This window comes from Rhodococcus sp. PSBB066, from assembly GCF_017068255.1.
GTDB classification, from domain to species: domain Bacteria; phylum Actinomycetota; class Actinomycetes; order Mycobacteriales; family Mycobacteriaceae; genus Rhodococcus; species Rhodococcus aetherivorans.
Map to the genome: position 1 here is coordinate 6,010,149 of NZ_CP070859.1, position 17,720 is coordinate 6,027,868.

Genomic DNA, 17,720 nt, shown 5'->3' on the forward strand with positions numbered 1-17,720 from the left:
CTATGGCCTTGGCAAGTCAGATAGGATGGGGGCATGCATGCGGCACGGTTGGACGGCTTCCTCGCCGATCGCGACGCCTGGCAGGCCTCCCAGTGCTCGATCGCCAAGGCGATGGACGTGGTGGGGACCCGCTCGGCGATGCTGATCCTGCGCGAGGCCTACTACGGCACCACCCGGTTCGACGACTTCGCGCGCCGCGTCGGCATCACCGAGGCCGTCGCGGCCGCACGCCTGCGCGAACTGACCGCCGAGGGCCTGTTCGAGCGCCGGCCCTACAAGAAGCCCGGGCAGCGGACACGGTACGAGTACATCCTCACCGAGAAGGGCCGCGACCTGTTGCCTGCGGTGCTCGCGCTGATGCAGTGGGGCGACAAGTACCTCCAGGGCGAGCGCGGCGGCCCCCTCGGCCTGTCCGACGACGCCACCGGCGACCCCGTGCGCGTCGAGGTCCGCAGCACCGAACGTGAAGTCCCCCTGGAGGAATTGCGCCTGACACCGAACTTCACCGAGGAGCAGGCCCGGCGCGCGATGCGTCGCACCGACCCCGCAAACCGATGACTCGCCGTCACGCGCTCTGAGACAATCGCATCGGTCGATGCGTTTCCACGAGCGTGCCGGGGTGGTCACGGTGACAAAGATCCCGGAAGACGGTGCCGGGCCCGATCTCACCCGGGTGCCTACCGACTTGCTTCTCGCCGAGCTCCGCCGGCGGATCGAGTCGTCGACGGCCCCCTCCGCGGCGGCAACGCCCGGACGGAACGAGGGCACCCCTCCCCCGAACACGCCCCTGCAGGTGTTCGAGGTCTCCGAGGGCGACGAGAGCGAGCTGCGCACGTCACCGATCCACCCGGACAGCGAGACCTGAGCCGAGCACATTCCCACGCTTTGACGGTCATGCGCATGATCAAGCCGGTAGTTGCCACTCTGCTCGAGACAGGCGGGTGTTGCGGCCAGTGAGCCCGGACAGGGCCGGCGCCGTGGGGCGGCGGAACCGCTCGGAGTGTGCAGCCCAGTACTCGCCGAGCGGCTGCCGACGATGCACCTCGGCGGCGGTCCCGTGGTGCACTCCCGTCGGGGCGTGCCGGCCCGGTGCGCTGTGCCGGCGCTCGGTCGCGACCCGACTAGCAGTGTCGCTCAATATGCACCACGGAGTTGGAACCCGTCCTCGGCCGGTCAGCTCGTCGCGACGAGCCCGTCCACTGCGGCTTCGGCCAGGGCTTCACCGAACTCGTCGGCACCGAGCCGACCTTCGGGTGAATACCACTCCGATGCGGAGGTGAGCATGCCGATCACCGCAAGCACTGCGATGCGCTCGCTGCGCGCCTTCCGGAAGGTGCCCTCCGCGACCCCCGCCCGATAGATCTGCAGAAATACATTCTCGTACTGCTTACGCAGCTCGACTACTTGCTCTCGGGCACCGTCACCGAGGAACCGCCATTGATGAAAGGCGACCCGGGTCTGTTCGAGGGTCTTCGCCAGCACCTTCACGTGGGCCTTGACGGCGCCGCGCATCCGATCGGGAGCCGGATCCTGGGATTCGAGGAAGGGGCGGAGTTCTACCAGATAGTTCGTGATGCCCTCGGTGACGATGTCGGCGAGCAACTCTTCCTTGCTGCTGATGTGGGCGTACAGACTACCGGGCAGCAGCCCGACCGCCTCAGCGATGTCTCGCATCCCGATGACGGGGAACGTCCGCTCGCTGAACAAGGCCAAGGCGGCTGCACGGATCTCCGCAGCCGAAACCGGGCCGCTCTTTGCGGAACGGCTGTTGTTACGCCGTTGTCTCGGTGGCATGCCTCCCCCTTCCCCGTCCGGGACGGTCAGTTCTTCTTACGAATGTAACCCAAACAAACAGTCGTTACCAAGGCGACAGCATCGGGTTCGTGCCGCTTCCCGGCTGCTGCGACATCGACCGCTACGGTGCATTCTCGTCGAATGGACGCAGCCCGGCGAGAAGGATGTCTGCCAGCTTCCGCCCGCTGTCCGCACGCGCTGGATCGTCGGCGTGGATCCATTCCGGCGCCCAGTTCAGCGCGCCGAGAACCGTCAAGGTTGCGTAGCGAACGTCGAGGTCAGGGCGGAATACCTGGGTCTCGGCGCCCTCGCGGATGGTGGTGCGGAAGAACTCTTCGTAACGGCGCCGGGCTGCGATCACCTGGGCACGGGACTCGTCGCCCAGATACCGCCATTGATGGAAGACGACGAGGGCCCGTTGCGGGTTTTCGGCGACGATGTCGATGTGGGCACGGATGGCTTGTTCGAGTCGTTCGTCCGGTGCGGTGGCGGGGTCGATGGATTCGACCGCAGAGACGAACCGGTCGATCCCGGTGGAGACGATCTCGTACAAGATCGCCTCTTTGCTCTCGACGTAGGCGTAGATACTGCCCGGGAGCATGTCGACCGCCCGGGCGATGTCGCGGATGGAGGTGGCCGGGTAGTCGAGGTCACCGAACAGTGCCGTCGCCGCGGCGAGGATCGTTTCGCGCGTGGCGGCGGCAGGTGCCCGTTCCGAAGTGCTCACAGTGTCACTGTAGTGAGGCGTCACTGTAGTGAGGCGTGAGCGGGCGCCGATGCCGCCGGATCCGCGGTGGGCGAATCCGCGGCGTGTGTCCGATCCTCGTTGAAGCGTGGTGGACGCTTGTCGAGGAAGGCCGAGACCCCTTCGAGCAGATCCGGCCCGTAGTGCAGGGCCGAGACCGCCCAGAAGCTGTTGGTCATCGAGGTGGCCAGGTCGACTTGCCACGTCGAGCGCAAGGCTTGTTTGGTGGCCTCGACCGCGCGCCAGGACTTGGCTGCGATCTTGCCGGCCAGCGCCACCGCCTCGGGGAGCAGGTCCTCGGGTTCGACTACACGGTTGACCAGCCCGATCTCGAGAGCGCGCTGCGCGTCGATGACGTCCCCGGTCAGCGCCAATTCCGCCGCCATGCCCGATCCGAGGAGTCGCGGCAGGAAGTAGGAGCCACCGTTGCCAGGGGGAAGACCCATGTTGATGTAGGTCTCCCCCATTTTCGCTCTGGTGGAGCAGATGCGGATGTCGCATGCCAGGGCGAAGTCGAGGCCCCCGGCGGTGGCGCCCCCGTTGATCGCCGCGATCGTCGGCAGCCGGGATGCGACGACACGCTGGGTCAGGGGGAAAAGTACCCGGGCGTTGTAGGGTTCGTGCTCGACGCGGTGCTGATGTTCGAGGTAGTCCTTCATCGCCTTCAGATCGGCACCGGCGGAGAACTGCTTCCCGGCGCCGGTCAGGACGAGGGCACGGACACTCTTGTCGGCCTCGAGCCGCGTCAAGGTCTCCACGAAGTCCCGGACCAGTTCCGGCACGACCCCGTTGCCCCGATCCGGGCGGTTGAGTGTCAGTACGACGACGCCGTCGTCGGCCTGCTCGTAGTACAGCGTTTCCAGGTCTTGCCGCACTGGTGTCTCCTTGGGTGCTGGATGGACGGTGCCGACGACGGTCACCGCGTGAGGAGGGTGGCGACGGTGGTGGCGTAGGCGCCCGCCAGCCATCCGCCGGCATTGACTGCCAGCCCTACGCCGGCGCGTTCGACCTGCCGGGCTCCGGCTCGTCCGCTCAGCTGGTCGAACAGTTCGACGATCTGGGCGCAGCCGGTGGCGCCGAGGGGATGTCCCCGGCTGAGCAGACCGCCGCTGACGTTGACGGGGGTACGGCCGCCGAGGGCGGTCTGACCCTTGCGCAGCAGCAGGTGTCCTTCCCCGTCCTCGCACAATCCGATTTCGCTGTACTGCAGGATCTCCGACGGTGCTGCGGCGTCGTGAACCTCGATGACGTCGAGGTCGTCGGGGCCGATGCCGGTGGCGTCGTAGACGGCGCGGGCAGCGCGGGCGACCGGTTCCGAGCCGGCGCCGTGGCCGGAGGCCAGGTCGATTCCCCGGATCTGACACGTGCCTGCCCCGTTGCGGTTGCGGTAGCGCTCGGACACGAGCACGACGGCGGCGGCGCCGTCGGTGGTCGGTGAGCACATCGGCAGGGTCAGTGGGTCGACGATCATGCGGGCGGCGAGCACGTCGTCGATCGTCTGCGGGGTGCCGAACTGGGCCCGGGGGTTGAGGGCGCCGTGAGTGCGGTTCTTGACCGCCACGGCGGCGAAGTCTTCGACCGAGGCGCCGTAGGTGTCGATGTACTCGCGGGCCTCGGCGGCGTAGACGTCGAGCAGGGCCGAACTCTTCAGTTCCTGGGCAGCAGCATCGGTGTCGAGTTCGGCGACATCGGTCGCGCCGCGGATGGCGGCGAAGGTGCGGTGTTTCTCGCTGTGGGAGAGTTTTTCGACGCCGATGGCCACGGCCACGTCGCAGCGGCCGGCGCGGATGGCGTCGTATGCCCCGAGCACCGCGCTGCTGCCGGAGGCGCACGCGTTCTCCACATTGACCAGGGGTATTCCAGCCAAGGGGGTGTGGCGAAGCGCCACCTGGCCTCGGATCATTTCCTGGCCGGTGAGCAGGCCGGCGGCGCCGTTGCCGAAATACACCCGGCCGACGTCGCGGGGCTCGATGGCGGCGTCGGTCAAGGCTTGCGCGGCGGCCGCGGCTGCCATCTCGCCGAGGGTCTGGTCGGTGCGGCTGACGAACGGTGTCATGCCGACGCCGGCGATGAAAACTCTGTCCACGGCAAACTCCTGGTTCTGTGAGGCGGCCGGGCCACCGCGAGGGTCGTGGCGCCGTCGCGGCGGCCCGGCATGCCAAGGTCGTTACGGCGTCGCGGTCGCCACGCCGCGTGCGCCGCCGCCGACCTTGCGGTCGTGGCCGGCCCAGTAGCGGTCGCGGACCTCGCGGCGCAGGATCTTCCCGTAGGCACTGACCGGGAGTTCCGGTACGAACTCCACGGCTTTGGGTTTTTTGTATCCGGCCAGGTTCTCCCCGCAGAAGCGGATGAGCTCCTCGGCGGTGACCTGGTGGCCCGGTTCGGTCACGACCACGGCGTGCACGGCTTCGCCCCAGTACTCGTCGGGGATGCCGAAGACCACCACGCTGGCCACCGCAGGGTGGGTGATCAGCACTTCCTCGACCTCTCGGGGGTAGACGTTGTTGCCGCCCGAGACCACCATGTCCTTGGTCCGGTCCAGAAGGTAGAGGTAGCCCTGGTCGTCGAAGGTGCCCACGTCGCCGGTGTAGAGCCATCCGTCGCGCAGCGCCTCGGCGGTGGCCTCGGGATTGTTCCAGTACCCGCGCATGACGACGTCGCCACGGACGATGATTTCGCCGGCTTGGCCGGGAGCGACGGGAGTGCCGTCGGCATCGACCACCCGCACCTCGACGTCGGTGCGGGCTATGCCGGCCGATCCGAGGCGGGGATCGTCGGTGGCCGCGAACCGGGCGTGCATCTCCCGGGTCAGTCCGGTGACCGTGATCGGAGCTTCCCCCTGGCCGTAGATCTGCGCGAAGATCGGGCCGAAGGTTTCGACAGCGGCCTTGAGGTGCTCGAGGTAGATCGGGGCTCCCCCGTAGCACACTGCCTTCACGGTGCTCAGATCGAACCGGTCCGGGTCGTACTTGTCGAGGATCGCGACGATCTGGGTGGGGGCGAGGAAGGCGATGTGGGAGACCTTGTGCCGGGCGACGGTGTCGAACAGCAGTTCCGGGGAGAAGCTCAGCGCATCGAGGATGACGTTGGTTGCGCCCCGGGCGATGGTGGGCAGAGCGACGATTCCGCTACCGTGCGACAGGGGTGCGGCGTGCAGCACGACATCGTCATGGTCGATGTTGTAGACGTCGGCGAGGTAGTTCATCACTACCACGCGGCCGGTCCGGTGGGTCCAGGTCGCGCCCTTGGGGCGTCCGGTGGTGCCGGAGGTGTAGAACAGCCAGCTCGCGTCCTCGGCGGTCACCTCCACAGGCGCCTCGAGCGGCGTGCCGGAGTCGAGGAGGCGGTCGTACGGTTCGATGCCCGCGGTGCCCCCGACCTCGAAGCGCCACTGCATGCCGTCGAATTCGCCCAGGTGCTCGTCGATCTGGGCGGTGAAGGCGGTGCCGTGGATGAGTACCTTCGCTCCCGAGGAGCGGACGATGTAGCCCATCTCCTTGGGGTGCAGCCGGGCGTTCATCGGAACGGCGACCAGCCCGGCGGCCAGGCACCCGAAGACGGTCTCGAGGACCTCGGGACTGTTGTGCAGCGCGAAGGCGACCCGGTCTCCGCGACGCAGCCCGCGGGCGAGCAGTTCGCCGCCGATGCTCAGGGCACGACGGTAGAACTCGCGGTAGGTGACGGTCCGGGCCCCGGCCACGATGGCCGGGTGATCCGGGTGGTGGGTTGCGGACTTGGCGAGGAAGGTCGCGATGTTCATCTCGGGGATAGACACGGCACCGGCTTCCTATTCCGCCCGGAACCAGGCGATATGGCGGCCTTCGTCCGGGGTGGTGTCGAACTGGACCCGCATGTCGCAGCGATAGGCGTCCCAGCCGCCGTTCGCATCGGGACGGAGACGGGCGAGGAGCTGGACGCCCTCATCGAGCTTGACCACGCCGACGGCGTACGGCAGGTCGTCCTCGAATCCGGTTGGAGCCCCCACTCGCTGAATCGCGAAACTGTGCAGCTGTCCCGCGCCGGGAGTGGGCGTCCATCCGAGATCGGTGCTGCCGCAGGAGGGGCACACGTACTTCGGGTACATGATGGGGTTGTGGCATCCACCGCACTGCTGGATCACCAGTTCGCCTCGGCTCAGCGCGGCGTAGTACTCGTCGGTCAGAGAAGTCGTCATGTTGTCCCTCACTTGTCCACGCGCTCGAGCAGGAGCACCTGGCTGTCCATATAGGTGCCGCCGGAGCCGCCGCAGACGGCACGCCGGCAATCGGAAATCTGGCGGGCGTCCTCGGCGCGGCCGAGGAGCTGGCGGATGCCCTCCACCAGCAGGGCGGTGCCGCCGCCGACGCCGGTGTGCCCGGCCGAGAGCAGACCGCCGTTGGTGTTGACCGGCAGGCGGCCGCCGGGAGAGAACTCCCCGGCGGCGAACAGCCGGGCGCCCTCATGCAGCTTGCACAGGCCCAGGCCCTCGAGGCCGATGGTCAGCACGGCCGCATAGGAGTCGTAGACCTGCGCGATGTCGGCGTCGTCGGGGCCCCAGCCGGCCTGTTCGTAGGCGCGTTCACCGGCCCGCCGCCATCCCATGGTGGCCAGGTCGTTCTCCTGACCGATGCTGTAGTGCGACACGCAGCCGCCCGAGCCGGCGATCCGGACCCACCGGTCATGCGTCTTGCGGGCATTCTCGGTACTGGTCATCACGTACGCGGTGGCGCCGTCGGCCAACATCGGGCACTCCATGGCATGGATCGGATCGCACACCATCTTCGAGCCGAGCACGTGCTCGACGGTCAGGTCCTTGTCCTTGTACATCGCATTCGGATTGAGTCGGGCCCACTGGCGCAGGGCGACGCATACCGCGGCCATCTCTTCCGGAGTCGAGCCGGACGCTGCCATGTATCGCTGGGTGATCAGGGCGCCGACCGCGTTGAAGGTCAGGCCGGTGGGGCGCTCCCACTCGCGGGGGATGCCGTAGCCGCTGAGCATGTCGACCATGTCCGCGACGGGGGCGGAGCCCCACTTGTCGGCCTGGACCACCAGGATGTTCTTGGCCTGTCCGCTGGCGATCAGGCCGGCGGCGGTGCGGGTGATGTTGTCGCTGGTCGATCCGCCGGAGTGCAGCATGGCGCTGGCCTTGGCGCGGCCGTGCAGGCCGAGTTCCTCCACCACACGGGAGAAGATGAGGTCGGCCTGATCGTCCGCGGAGTGCAGGCACGGGATCAGCAGCACCGTGTCGATGTCGGAGATCTGCATGCCGGCGTCGCGGACCGCGGCGACCGCGACCTCGACGAGGGAGCCGATGAAGGGGCGGTTCGGATAGCGCCCGGAGGGGATTTCGGCGATACCCACGAAAGCTGCTTCGAGAGGGCTTCCCGCCATGGGGTTGAAACCGAGATCGGTCGAAGAGAGTGTCATGTGTCAGCCTTCCAAGGGGCTACGTCGCTTGGCCAGCAACACCATTCGGACGGTCATCACCGTCTCGTCGTGCTGGTTGACCACGGTGTAATCGAGGGAGAGGATGCCCTGGTCGGGCTTTCGTGCGGGTTCGGCAGCCACCACTTCGACCCGGACGTGCACGGTGTCGCCGGGACGCACCGGCTTGAGGGCACGGATCGACTGGACCTCGCGCATCGCGACGATGGCTTCGCCGTAGAAGCCGGCCAGGGCCACCAGACCCACCGCGATGCAGAAGGTGAAGGGCCCGTGCGCGATTCGGGTACCGAACTGGGTTCGGCTGGCGTACTGTTCGTCGGTGTGCAGGGGATAGTGGTCGCCGGTCAGGCCGGCGAACATCGAGATGTCGGACATGTCCACGGTGCGACCGCCGGTGACGCAGACCGTGCCGACCGGGAAGTCCTCGAAGTAGCGGTCGACGTGGAAAGTCCCCGTCTCGGCTACGGTCGAGGGTGCTGTGCTGGTCACTGTTCGGACTCCATTCCCAGATCGATGGCGGCGAGCGCTTCGTGCGCGAGGCCGAGACTCAGGTCGGCTTCCATGACCCGCCGCAGCTGACGGGTCAGCACCTTGCGGGCGTACCGGCGGGCCAGGAGCGGTTTCTCGGCGATACCGCGGGCGAGCTCCCAGGCGCGGGGCAGCAGCTCCTGCTCGGACAGGACCTCGTTGACCGCGCCGTAGTCGAGGGCGGTGCGAGCATCGAGTTCCTGGCCGGTCAGCAGGAAGTAGCGTCCACGGTTCGAGCCCAGCACGTGCGGCCACACCACGTGGGCGCCGTCCCCGGGCACGATGCCGGAAGGGAAGTGCGGTCCGTCCTGGAAGGTGGCGGACTCCGCGGCGAGGACGATGTCCGACATGACGGGGATCTCCGGGTGGTTGGTCACCGGTCCGTTGACCGCCGCGATGACCGGCACCTCGATACTCAGCAGGTTGTTGAGCAGACGCTGGCCTTCGAAGATGATCTCGTCCCAGTCGTGCGGGGTGCCGAGGTTGAACGAGGTGAAGTCGATCTCGTTGCAGAACGAGGGGCCGGTGCCGGTGAGGATGACGACCTTGTTCTCCCGGTCGCACGCGATGTCGTGGAAGCAGTAGGCCAGCTCGTCGTGTGCGGTTGAGGTCCACACCAGGCTCTTGCCTTCGGTGTGGACGGTGACCAGGAGGACGCCGCCGTCTCGTTCGAGGCGGATGTTCTCGTACTTCTGTGAGTACTCCTGGAAGGGGGTGGCCAATTGCTTCATCGAACTTCCTCCGTTCGAGTCACCGAGGAGCGGTGAACAATCATTTGTTTTTTGAATGTAACATCAGGTGAGGCCGGTAACAAGACCGCTGTACTCGTCGGAAACCGGGTAGAGAACAATCAGGTGTCATGCCGTGGTGTCCGCACTGCACGGCCACCCGTTCGAAAGGAGGCGCCATGCCCCGGCAGTCCCGTGCCCGCGCTTCGGCACCGAAGAAACCGACCAAGCAGGAACGGCTCATGGCGGCAGCGGTGCGTCTGTTCAGCCGGCAAGGCTATGCCGGTACCTCCGTGCGCGACCTCGGCGAGGCGCTGGGAATCCAGCCGGGCAGCGTGTACGCCCACATCGACAGCAAGCACACGATGCTGGTCAGTCTCGTCGAGAGCGGCATCGACCAGTACCTCGACGCTGTGGCCGAGTTGCCCGGCACTCCGACCGAACAACTGCGGCACTTCGTCGAGGCCCACGTGCGGGTCGTGGCCGAAGACGTCAACCGCGCCCGAGTCGTCTACCACCAGTGGCGCCACATCCAACCACCGGAGCGCACCCGGATCGTGGCCAAGCGCTACGCCTACGAACACCGGCTCCGGGACATCATCGACGCCGGGGTAGCGGCCGGCGAATTCGCCCCCGACCTCGATCGTCCGACCGCCGTACGCGCCGTCCTCGGCATGGTGAACTGGTGCCCGGAATGGTTGCCCGCGGACGGCTCGGAGCCGGCCGAGGCGGTCGCTGCGGGCGTGGCCGAGATCGTGCTGGCGAGCGTGCGCGTCGGCCACGGCGCAGCCCACGCCTAGTCGGGCCGGACGACGACGGCGCCGACGAGCGAGTCCGGCACACCGGAGTCGACGCACCGGGTGTGGATCAGCCAACGGCCGTCGACCTTGGCGAACTCGTCGCGGTACCGCCCCAGGGCGGCCAGACGCACGGTCTCGCCGTCGACCCGCAGTGCCAGCACGCGCGCGCTGCCCCGCGCCCGATCCGTGGACATTTTCTCCACCAGGATGTTGCTGACGATGTGATGGGTGCCGGCGGACCGTTGGGCCGCGGCGGCGAAGAACTGCGCCAGTGCCGCTGTGCCCGCCACCGGTTCCCGCCCCGTAACGGTGAATGTGCCGTCCTCGGTGAACAATTCGATGCATCCTGGGACGTCCCCGGTGTCGAAGGACGTCGAGTAGCGCGCGTACAACTCGGTGATCGCCACCCGGTCCGCTACGGGGAGGGTGCGTTCGATATCGATGCTCACAGGTACCTCCTGATCGTAAGAATTCGCCGTCAGCCGACGGCGCCGGCCGCGGCCTGCTTCTGAAAGGCCAGACGCGCCTCGAGGAATTCGCGGGGACTGTTGGAGGCGAACACCCCGGTGACGGTGCTCCCGCAGCGCAGGTGCGCGACGAACTTCCCCTCGTCGATCGATCCACTGAGCACGTCCACTTCGGCGTCGGTGCCGCCGGCACCGACGAACTGCAATCGGTGGCCGTGCTGCTCGGTCCAGAAGAACCCGTCGCCCGGGTCGTGGGAGTGCTCGGCCTCCATCAATGCGTGGGCGGTGCGGCGGGCGCTGTCGGCGGCGGCCGTCCAGTGCTGCAGGTCCTCGTGCTCGGGACCGATGTGCATGCACACGATGTCCCCGACACCGAAGACGAACGGATCGCTGGTGCGGCCGTCGACGTCGCACACCAGGCCTCGGTCCACCTCGAGCCCGGCCTCGCGCAACCACTGCAGCTCGCGGCCGACGCCCACCCCCACGGCCACGATGTCCGAGGAGCGGGAGGTGCCGTCGTCGAGGGTGAGGGTCACCCCCGTGGCGGACTCGTCCACCGACGACACCACGACCGAATTGGTCAGGCGCACCCCGTGCGCGGTGTGCAGCTCTGTCAGCCACTGGGACAGCCGGCGACCGACGATGCCGATCATCGGTCCTTCGTCGGCGGCCACGACGTCGACCTCGAGACCGAGGTGGCGGGCCGACGAGGCCACCTCGAGCCCGATGAAGCCGGTTCCGACGACCGTGATCCGGGAGGCGTCGGCCAACGCCGTGCGTAGCGCACGGGCATCGTCGACGGTACGCAGGTAGTGGATGCGCGCTGAGGGCGACAACCCCGGCAATCGGCGGGCCTGCGCCCCGGTGGCCACCACGAGGCGTCCGTAGGGCACGGTGGTGCCGTCGGCAAGGGCCAGACGGCGGCCGGCCGGATCGAGCGCGACGACTTCCGAATCCAGATGGATGTCGAGGTCGAGTCTCGCCAGGGCCTTGTCGTGGAGCAAATGCAGGCCGTCGGTGTCGAGTTCACCGGTCAGAAAGTCCTTCGACAGCGGCGGGCGGTCGTACGGCGGTTCGGACTCGTTCGAATACAGACGGATCGGCCCGTCGTAGCCCAGGGTCCGCAGCCCCTGCGCGGTCCGCACGGCGGCCAGGCCACCGCCGACGATGACGATGTCGTTGGAGGGTTGGGCCATGGTCATCTCACCGTTTCGACGCGTTGGGCCAGCACTTGGGTCGCCCGCTGCACCAGGCGGAACTTCTGCACCCGGCCTGTCACGGTGACCGGAAGCTCGTGCTCGGCGACCACCAGGACATGGGCCGGCACCTTGAATCGGGCGAGCAGATCGCTGCAATAGGCGATCAACTCGTCTTCTTGGATCGAGGCGCCGTCGGCAGGCACGACGAAGGCACATCCGACTTCGCCCATGCGCTCGTGCGGAACGCCGACCACGTGTGCCACCTTCACCGCCTCGTGGCGGTTGAGCACGGCCTCGATCTCCGACGGGAGCACCAGCTCACCACCGCAGCGGTACGACTCCTTGATCCGACCGGTCAGCGTGAGGTAACCGTCTGCGTCGAGGCGACCGAGGTCGCCGGTGCGCATCCACCCGTCCGCGGTGAACAGCGCCGCGGTCTCGGCGGGCTTGTTGTAGTACCCGGGGGTGACCGCCGGGCCTCGCACCACGAGCTCACCGATCTCTCCCACCGGCAGATCGGCGCCGGTGTCGGTCGCGATGACCTTGTACACCGCCACGGCAGCGCCGAGGCCGGGGTCGCCGGCGGCGCCGGCGGGCTTGACGGTGCCGTTGGTGGTCTGGAACCGGATCAGCGCGTCTCCCGGCAGCGTGCACATCGTCGACGCGGTGGTCTCACTCTGCCCGTACGCGGTGAACAGTTCCTCGACGCCGAGCACGTCGAGCATGCGCTGCCACATCTCCGGGCTGTGGGCGGTGCCCGAGGAGAACATCGTCGACAGGGGTGAGAGGTCGTAGGTTCCGTCGGCGGCCGCGTCGAGCAGCCGGGAGGTCATCGTCGGCACGCAGATGAGTTCGTCGATGTCGTGGCGTGAGACCGACGCGAGCATGGCCGCCGGATCGAACGTCACCTGTGGTGCCACGGCACCACCGACGAACATCGCCGCCACCATCGCCTCGATGTAGCCGAAGACGTGGTACATCGGCAGGGCGTAGCCGATGCGACGCCCGTCCTGGAAGGCCCGCGTATAGGCCGAGCTGTAGGCGGTGCGGGTCACCGCATCGTGAACGAGCATGACCCCCTTGGGTTTGCCCGTGGTCCCGGACGTGTACAGGATGTCCGAGACGGTCCGCGCGCCGACCCCGCGGGTGACCATGAGCACCTGCTCGTCGGGGATCGAGGCACCGGCGGCCTCGATACAGGACAGCGGAGCGCCGCGGCGGGGCAGGTCCGAGGTCACGGCGCGGACGAAGACGTGCCGCAGCCGCGGCAGGGCCTCTCCCCCACCGTTGTCCTCCCAGCCCGGAGCGATCCGGTCGAGGCAGTCCAGATAGTCGAGCCCTCTGAACTCGTCCATCGTGATCAGCACGCTCGCGTCGGACTGGCGCAGCACGTAGGCCAGTTCTTCGTGCCGGAGCAGGTAGTTGACCGCGACGGACACCGCGCCGATCCGGGCGATTGCCAGCTTGAGTGCGATGAAGTCGGCGAAGTTCGCCATGTCCACGGCGACATGGTCGCCGGGCCGCACGCCGACCGCCATCAGTCCGGCGGCGAGTCGAAGGGTCCACCGGTGCATGTCGGCGTAGGTGTAGGTGCGGTCGTCGGTCAGGACGAAGGGGCGCTCGGGGTACTCGGCGGCGACCTCGTCGAACAGTTGGGCGGTGGTACGCGGCCGCCACGGGGCGTACCGTTGCTCCAGCGCCAAGCGGCGTTCGGTCGTAGTGTCAGGATTCATCTCGGCGGGTCTCCGGTTCACGGGAGGGTGTTCTCGGCGGATACGAGGGCACGGATCTCTTCGGGGGCGAAGCCGGCCTCACGGAGGATGTCCTCGGTGTGCTGGCCGAGCGGCGGTGGAGAGACGAGCGGCAGGTCGCGGTCTTGGTCGAGCGGCAGGCGCACCTGTGCGGCAGCGGGGTCGTCGACCACCAGTGCGCGTTCCTTGGTCAATGGGTGGGCGAGGGCCTCCTCGAGGGAGTGGACGGGACCGACCGGCACCCCGGCGGCTGCGATGCGCGCGAGCCAGTAGCCGGACGATTGGGTGACGAACACCTTCTCGAGTTCGGTGGTGAGGTCCTCGCGGTGGTGCACCCGATCGGTGACGGTCGCGAATCGCGGATCGTCGACGAGTTCCTCGGCTTCCATTGCAGAGCAGAGTTTTTGGAAGAGTCGGTTGGTGGCGGCGGCGACCATGATCGATCCGTCGGAGGTGGGGAACTCCTGGTAGGGCGCGGTGCTGGGGGCGGCCGATCCCAGTCGTTGCGGGTGGAAGTCGGCGGCCACGAGGCCGATGATCTGGTGGCACATCATGAACAGGCCGCTGTCGATCAGGGTGGATTCGAGGCGGACCGGACCGTCCTGACGGGGCCGGTTGGCCAGCGCGGCCATGATCGACATGCCGGCCCACATCCCGGTGGAGATGTCGACGAGGGAGGGGGCGGTGCGGGCCGGGCGGCCATCGGGGTCACCGGTCAGACTCATGATCCCGGTGAAGGCCTGGACCAGCGCGTCGTAGCCGGGGCGGTCATGGCCGAGTCGTCCGCGGCCGAAGGCGCTGATCGAACAGTAGATCACTCGGTCGTTGACGGCGGTGACGTCGTCGAATCCGAGGCCCAGTCGCTCGGCGACACCGGGCCGGAACGACTCGACCACCACATCGACGTCGCGGGCTAGGCGCAGGACGGCGTCTCGCCCCTGCCTGGTGGCGAGGTCGAGGGCGACGCTGCGCTTATTGCGGTTGACTGTGGAAAACACCGTTCCGGTGCCTTCCCGTTGCGGCGGGAGCAGCCGGGTGGAATCGCCACCGACGGCGCGTTCGATCTTGATCACGTCGGCGCCGAGGTCGGCCATGATCATGCACGCGAGGGGACCGGCGATGTTCTCGCTGAGGTCGAGGACTCGTATGCCCTGGTACGTGTGTTGCAGACCCATCTACGCTCACATCTTTCCATGGTGCCCGACTGAGAACACCGGGGCGGACGGTGCTGAAAAAACAATCACTTGTTTATTGCTATCAGATGCGGTTAAGGTGGTCAAGACCACAGCGTCCTCCGAATATCACCCCCGTCACACCCCAGGAGAACTCATGGATTTCCGTTTCACCGACGAGCAGCAGATGTGGCACGAGACCGTCCACGCCTTCATGGAGCGTGAGGTCGGGATCGAGTACATCCGCAAGCACGACGAGGCCCGCGAGTTCCCGGAGGAGGCGTACCAGAAGATCGCCGACCGCGGCTGGCTCGGGTTGCTCATCCCGGAGCAGTACGGCGGCCTCGAAGCCGACCCGGTGATGTACGCGATCTTCTGCGAAGCCATCGCCAAGTACAGCCTCGACTTCGCCGCGGCGATCATGACCTCGATGTTCACCGCCACCAACATTGCGTTCCACGGCACCGACGAGCAGCGCCAGAAGTACCTGCCGGACTTCATGGAAGGCAAGATCAAGTTCAGCATCTCCATCACCGAACCCAATGCCGGTTCCGATGCCGCCGGCCTGCGCACCCGCGCCGTTCAAGACGGTGACTCGTGGATCATCAACGGCAACAAGGTGTTCTGCTCCGGAGCCCACCTCCCGGGCACAGTCATCGCCGTCATGGCCCGCACGTCCGAGGACAAGCACAAGGGTCTGAGCATGATCCTGGTGCCCAACACCACCGAGGGCGTCGACGTCCGCAAACTCGACACCATCGTCCGCCGCAGCCTCGGCACGACGGAGATCTTCTTCACCGACGCCCGCGTCCCAGTGGAGAACATCATCGGCCAGCCGGGCGACGGCTGGACCGTCGTCGGCAGCCACCTCGAATGGGAGCGCCTGAGCCTGGCAGCCACCTACGTCGGCAACGCCCGCACCGCCCTCGACGACACCATCCGCTACACCAAGGACCGCACCCAGTTCGGCCGGCCACTGTCGTCCTTCCAAGTGCTCAAGCACCGCATGGCCGAGGACGAGTGCGAGGTCGAGGCGGCACGCCTGCTGGTCTACAGCGCCGCCACCAAGCTCGCCCGTGGAGAGAAGGCGCTCAAGGAGGTCTCCATGGCCAAGGTCTTCGCCGCCAAGACCGCCTTCCGGGTGGCCACCAACGGCATGCAGGCCCTCGGCGGTTACGCGACGCTGCCCGAGTACGACATGGAGCGCTACTTCCGCGAGGCCAAGCACGGCATGGTCGGCGGTGGCACCAACGAGATCCAGCACAGCATCATCGCCAAGCAGATGGGGCTCTGACCGGCCTCGAATTCCCTGCAAGCCCCATACGCGTGACACATATCCGTGGATACGTGCGGCGCATGAAAAACAAACGATTGTTATTGGTCCGGGGCTCGATCGACGCAGCGAAGCGGCTCGCCTGTTCGGCCGCCCGGAACGCTCGCCCCCAGGCCAACGAGAGGAAGTGCAATGACGAAAGAACTCGATTTCGACGCCGTGGTGATCGGCGCGGGATTGACCGGTCTGTACCAGACCTATCGACTGCGCGAGATGGGCTACTCCGTCCTGGGCGTCGAAGGGTCAAACGACATCGGCGGTGTGTGGCATCACAACCGCTATCCGGGCGCTCGGGTCGACTCGGAGAGCGAAGTGTACGGCTACTTCTGGAATGAAGAGCTCATGCAGGAGTGGAACTGGTCCGAGCGCTTCGCCGCCCAACCGGAAGTACTCGAATACATCCACCGCGCGGCCGACCTCATGGACATCCGCAAGGACTACATCTTCAACGCGCGGGTCAAGAAGGCCGTCTTCGACGACGAGAACAACTATTGGACACTCGAGTTCGAACAACAGTATCGCGCTCCGGTGACTGCACGCTTCGTCTTCTCGGCCCTCGGACCGCTGTCCGCGCCCCAGATGCCCAACGCCCCCGGCATCAACACCTTCAAGGGCGAAAGCTTCCACACCGCGAACTGGCCGCATGACCCGAACGGATTCGGTCCCGCCGATCTGGATTTCTCCGACAAGCGCGTAGCCGTGATCGGCGTGGGTTCAACGGGTGTGCAGGTCATTCAGGAGATGGCAAAGGTCGCCAAGAACCTGACGGTGTTCCTGCGCTCACCGAACTGGTGCACGCCTCTGGGCAACGGTCCCATGACCCAGGAGCGGATGGACTACATCAAATCGCACTACAACGAGTTCATTGCCAAGTGCGACGCATCCATTGCCGGCTATACGCACGAGTTCATTCCGAAGAACCTGTTCGACGTTCCGAAGGAGGAGCGCGATGCCAAGCTGGAAGAACTGTACAAGGGCCCGGGATTCTCGCTGTGGCTCGGTGCGTATCAGGACGTGCTGTCCGATCCGGTAGCCAACAAGTACGTCTCGGAATTCGTGGCCCAGAAGATTCGTGAGCGGGTCAAGGACCCCCGCACCGCCGAACTGCTGATCCCGAAAGATCACGGCTTCGGCATGAAGCGGGTGCCTCTCGAAACCGACTACTACGAGGTCTACAACCAGGACAACGTCTCCCTGGTCGACTTGAACACGACGCCGATCACCAGAATCACACCCGATGGCATCCAGACCACCGAGACCCTGCACGAATTCGACGTCATCATCTACGCCACGGGCTTCGATGCAGTCAAGGGAGCGTGGAACCGTATCGACATCCGCGGCACGGACGGTGTGGCACTGAAGGATGCGTGGGCTGATGGCGTGACCACCTACATGGGTATGCAATGCCCCGGTTTCCCCAACTTCTTCCTGCTTGTCGGACCGCAGAGCGGGGCCACCTTCTGCAACATTCCGCGCTGCTCGGCGCTCGCCGTCGACTGGCTGAGCGAAATGATGGCCCATGCAAAGGAAAACCATGTCCAACGCATAGAGCCGGAACCCGATGCAGCCGAAAGCTATACGCTCTACTGCACGAAGTTGATGGGCAAGTTGCTCCTTGGGCAGACGAACTCCTGGTTCACCGGCATCAACAAGAACATCGAGGGGCGCGACAAACGCGAGGTGTTGCTCTTCGTTGGGGGCAATCCCAGGTTCCGGGAGTACTGCGAGGACGTGACCCGCAACGGCTACAAGGGATACGTCATGTCGTGATCCTGC

General features: G+C 66.7%; 18 protein-coding genes. 5 read left to right on the forward strand and 13 right to left on the reverse strand.

What is annotated here, in order from left to right:
• Nucleotides 1–33: 33 nt before the first annotated feature.
• Both JYA75_RS27425 and JYA75_RS27430 read left to right on the forward strand, forming a co-directional pair.
• Nucleotides 34–558 carry a helix-turn-helix domain-containing protein gene (locus tag JYA75_RS27425; protein WP_006942980.1) on the forward strand — a complete coding sequence of 175 codons (525 nt, stop codon included), beginning with the start codon at nucleotides 34–36 and terminating at the stop codon, nucleotides 556–558.
• Between the two features lie 37 nt (nucleotides 559–595).
• Nucleotides 596–865 carry a hypothetical protein gene (locus tag JYA75_RS27430; RefSeq protein ID WP_221776578.1) on the forward strand — a complete coding sequence of 90 codons (270 nt, stop codon included), beginning with the start codon at nucleotides 596–598 and terminating at the stop codon, nucleotides 863–865.
• Between the two features lie 308 nt (nucleotides 866–1,173).
• On the opposite strand, the gene JYA75_RS27435 is transcribed toward JYA75_RS27430, so the two are convergent.
• From JYA75_RS27435 to camK, 9 genes are all read right to left on the reverse strand, one after another.
• Nucleotides 1,174–1,794 carry a TetR/AcrR family transcriptional regulator gene (locus JYA75_RS27435; RefSeq protein WP_161996384.1) on the reverse strand — a complete coding sequence of 207 codons (621 nt, stop codon included), beginning with the start codon at nucleotides 1,792–1,794 and terminating at the stop codon, nucleotides 1,174–1,176.
• A gap of 121 nt (nucleotides 1,795–1,915) precedes the next feature.
• Entirely contained in the window at nucleotides 1,916–2,521 is a 606-nt protein-coding gene (locus JYA75_RS27440) for a TetR/AcrR family transcriptional regulator (protein ID WP_006942975.1), read from the reverse strand.
• A gap of 20 nt (nucleotides 2,522–2,541) precedes the next feature.
• Entirely contained in the window at nucleotides 2,542–3,414 is an 873-nt protein-coding gene (locus JYA75_RS27445; protein WP_065923017.1) for an enoyl-CoA hydratase-related protein, read from the reverse strand.
• A 41-nt stretch (nucleotides 3,415–3,455) separates the two neighbouring features.
• Nucleotides 3,456–4,625: a thiolase family protein gene (locus JYA75_RS27450; protein ID WP_006942971.1), complete on the reverse strand. Its 1,170-nt coding sequence runs from the start codon at nucleotides 4,623–4,625 to the stop codon at nucleotides 3,456–3,458.
• A gap of 81 nt (nucleotides 4,626–4,706) precedes the next feature.
• Complete coding sequence (locus JYA75_RS27455) at nucleotides 4,707–6,314, reverse strand: long-chain fatty acid--CoA ligase (protein WP_006942969.1); 1,608 nt, start codon at nucleotides 6,312–6,314, stop codon at nucleotides 4,707–4,709.
• Between the two features lie 12 nt (nucleotides 6,315–6,326).
• A complete protein-coding gene (locus JYA75_RS27460; protein WP_006942967.1) occupies nucleotides 6,327–6,713 on the reverse strand; it encodes an OB-fold domain-containing protein in 387 nt (128 codons plus the stop codon).
• 8 nt (nucleotides 6,714–6,721) lie between these two features.
• Entirely contained in the window at nucleotides 6,722–7,948 is a 1,227-nt protein-coding gene (locus JYA75_RS27465) for a thiolase family protein (protein ID WP_203329553.1), read from the reverse strand.
• Nucleotides 7,949–7,951: 3 nt separating this feature from the next.
• On the reverse strand, nucleotides 7,952–8,455 hold the full coding sequence (locus JYA75_RS27470) for a MaoC/PaaZ C-terminal domain-containing protein (protein WP_006942965.1): 504 nt from the start codon (nucleotides 8,453–8,455) through the stop codon (nucleotides 7,952–7,954).
• Nucleotides 8,452–9,225 carry a 6-oxocamphor hydrolase gene (gene camK, locus JYA75_RS27475; RefSeq protein ID WP_006942964.1) on the reverse strand — a complete coding sequence of 258 codons (774 nt, stop codon included), beginning with the start codon at nucleotides 9,223–9,225 and terminating at the stop codon, nucleotides 8,452–8,454. The genes JYA75_RS27470 and camK overlap by 4 nt, the downstream gene beginning before the upstream one ends.
• Nucleotides 9,226–9,401: 176 nt before the next feature.
• Here camK and JYA75_RS27480 point away from each other — a divergent pair, with 176 nt between their 5' ends.
• A complete protein-coding gene (locus JYA75_RS27480) occupies nucleotides 9,402–10,022 on the forward strand; it encodes a TetR/AcrR family transcriptional regulator (RefSeq protein WP_006942961.1) in 621 nt (206 codons plus the stop codon).
• On the opposite strand, the gene JYA75_RS27485 is transcribed toward JYA75_RS27480, so the two are convergent.
• The 4 genes from JYA75_RS27485 to JYA75_RS27500 are packed head-to-tail and all read right to left on the reverse strand — an operon-like array spanning nucleotide 10,019 to nucleotide 14,614.
• The gene (locus JYA75_RS27485) at nucleotides 10,019–10,471 is read right to left on the reverse strand and encodes a nuclear transport factor 2 family protein (RefSeq protein WP_006942960.1); all 453 of its coding nucleotides are present in this window, start codon (nucleotides 10,469–10,471) and stop codon (nucleotides 10,019–10,021) included. The genes JYA75_RS27480 and JYA75_RS27485 overlap by 4 nt on opposite strands.
• 29 nt (nucleotides 10,472–10,500) lie before the next feature.
• Nucleotides 10,501–11,685, reverse strand: a complete 1,185-nt coding sequence (locus tag JYA75_RS27490; RefSeq protein WP_006942957.1) for an FAD-dependent oxidoreductase — start codon at nucleotides 11,683–11,685, stop codon at nucleotides 10,501–10,503.
• A gap of 2 nt (nucleotides 11,686–11,687) precedes the next feature.
• Nucleotides 11,688–13,421, reverse strand: coding sequence for an AMP-binding protein (locus tag JYA75_RS27495; protein ID WP_044476297.1), 1,734 nt, complete (start codon nucleotides 13,419–13,421; stop codon nucleotides 11,688–11,690).
• A 17-nt stretch (nucleotides 13,422–13,438) separates the two neighbouring features.
• Nucleotides 13,439–14,614, reverse strand: a complete 1,176-nt coding sequence (locus JYA75_RS27500) for a CoA transferase (protein ID WP_006942951.1) — start codon at nucleotides 14,612–14,614, stop codon at nucleotides 13,439–13,441.
• A gap of 154 nt (nucleotides 14,615–14,768) precedes the next feature.
• Between JYA75_RS27500 and JYA75_RS27505 the strand changes: the two genes are divergently transcribed.
• Both JYA75_RS27505 and JYA75_RS27510 read left to right on the forward strand, forming a co-directional pair.
• A complete protein-coding gene (locus tag JYA75_RS27505) occupies nucleotides 14,769–15,905 on the forward strand; it encodes an acyl-CoA dehydrogenase family protein (RefSeq protein ID WP_006942948.1) in 1,137 nt (378 codons plus the stop codon).
• A gap of 171 nt (nucleotides 15,906–16,076) precedes the next feature.
• On the forward strand, nucleotides 16,077–17,714 hold the full coding sequence (locus JYA75_RS27510; protein WP_006942944.1) for an NAD(P)/FAD-dependent oxidoreductase: 1,638 nt from the start codon (nucleotides 16,077–16,079) through the stop codon (nucleotides 17,712–17,714).
• Nucleotides 17,715–17,720 lie beyond the last annotated feature (6 nt).

Coding starts and splice junctions, on each gene's coding strand:
- JYA75_RS27425 (WP_006942980.1), top strand. CDS start 34: ATGCATGCGGCACGGTTGGACGGCTTCCTCGCCGATCGCGACGCCTGG.
- JYA75_RS27430 (WP_221776578.1), top strand. CDS start 596: ATGCGTTTCCACGAGCGTGCCGGGGTGGTCACGGTGACAAAGATCCCG.
- JYA75_RS27435 (WP_161996384.1), bottom strand. CDS start 1,794: ATGCCACCGAGACAACGGCGTAACAACAGCCGTTCCGCAAAGAGCGGC.
- JYA75_RS27460 (WP_006942967.1), bottom strand. CDS start 6,713: ATGACGACTTCTCTGACCGACGAGTACTACGCCGCGCTGAGCCGAGGC.
- JYA75_RS27465 (WP_203329553.1), bottom strand. CDS start 7,948: ATGACACTCTCTTCGACCGATCTCGGTTTCAACCCCATGGCGGGAAGC.
- camK (WP_006942964.1), bottom strand. CDS start 9,225: ATGAAGCAATTGGCCACCCCCTTCCAGGAGTACTCACAGAAGTACGAG.
- JYA75_RS27480 (WP_006942961.1), top strand. CDS start 9,402: ATGCCCCGGCAGTCCCGTGCCCGCGCTTCGGCACCGAAGAAACCGACC.
- JYA75_RS27490 (WP_006942957.1), bottom strand. CDS start 11,685: ATGGCCCAACCCTCCAACGACATCGTCATCGTCGGCGGTGGCCTGGCC.
- JYA75_RS27495 (WP_044476297.1), bottom strand. CDS start 13,421: ATGAATCCTGACACTACGACCGAACGCCGCTTGGCGCTGGAGCAACGG.
- JYA75_RS27500 (WP_006942951.1), bottom strand. CDS start 14,614: ATGGGTCTGCAACACACGTACCAGGGCATACGAGTCCTCGACCTCAGC.
- JYA75_RS27505 (WP_006942948.1), top strand. CDS start 14,769: ATGGATTTCCGTTTCACCGACGAGCAGCAGATGTGGCACGAGACCGTC.
- JYA75_RS27510 (WP_006942944.1), top strand. CDS start 16,077: ATGACGAAAGAACTCGATTTCGACGCCGTGGTGATCGGCGCGGGATTG.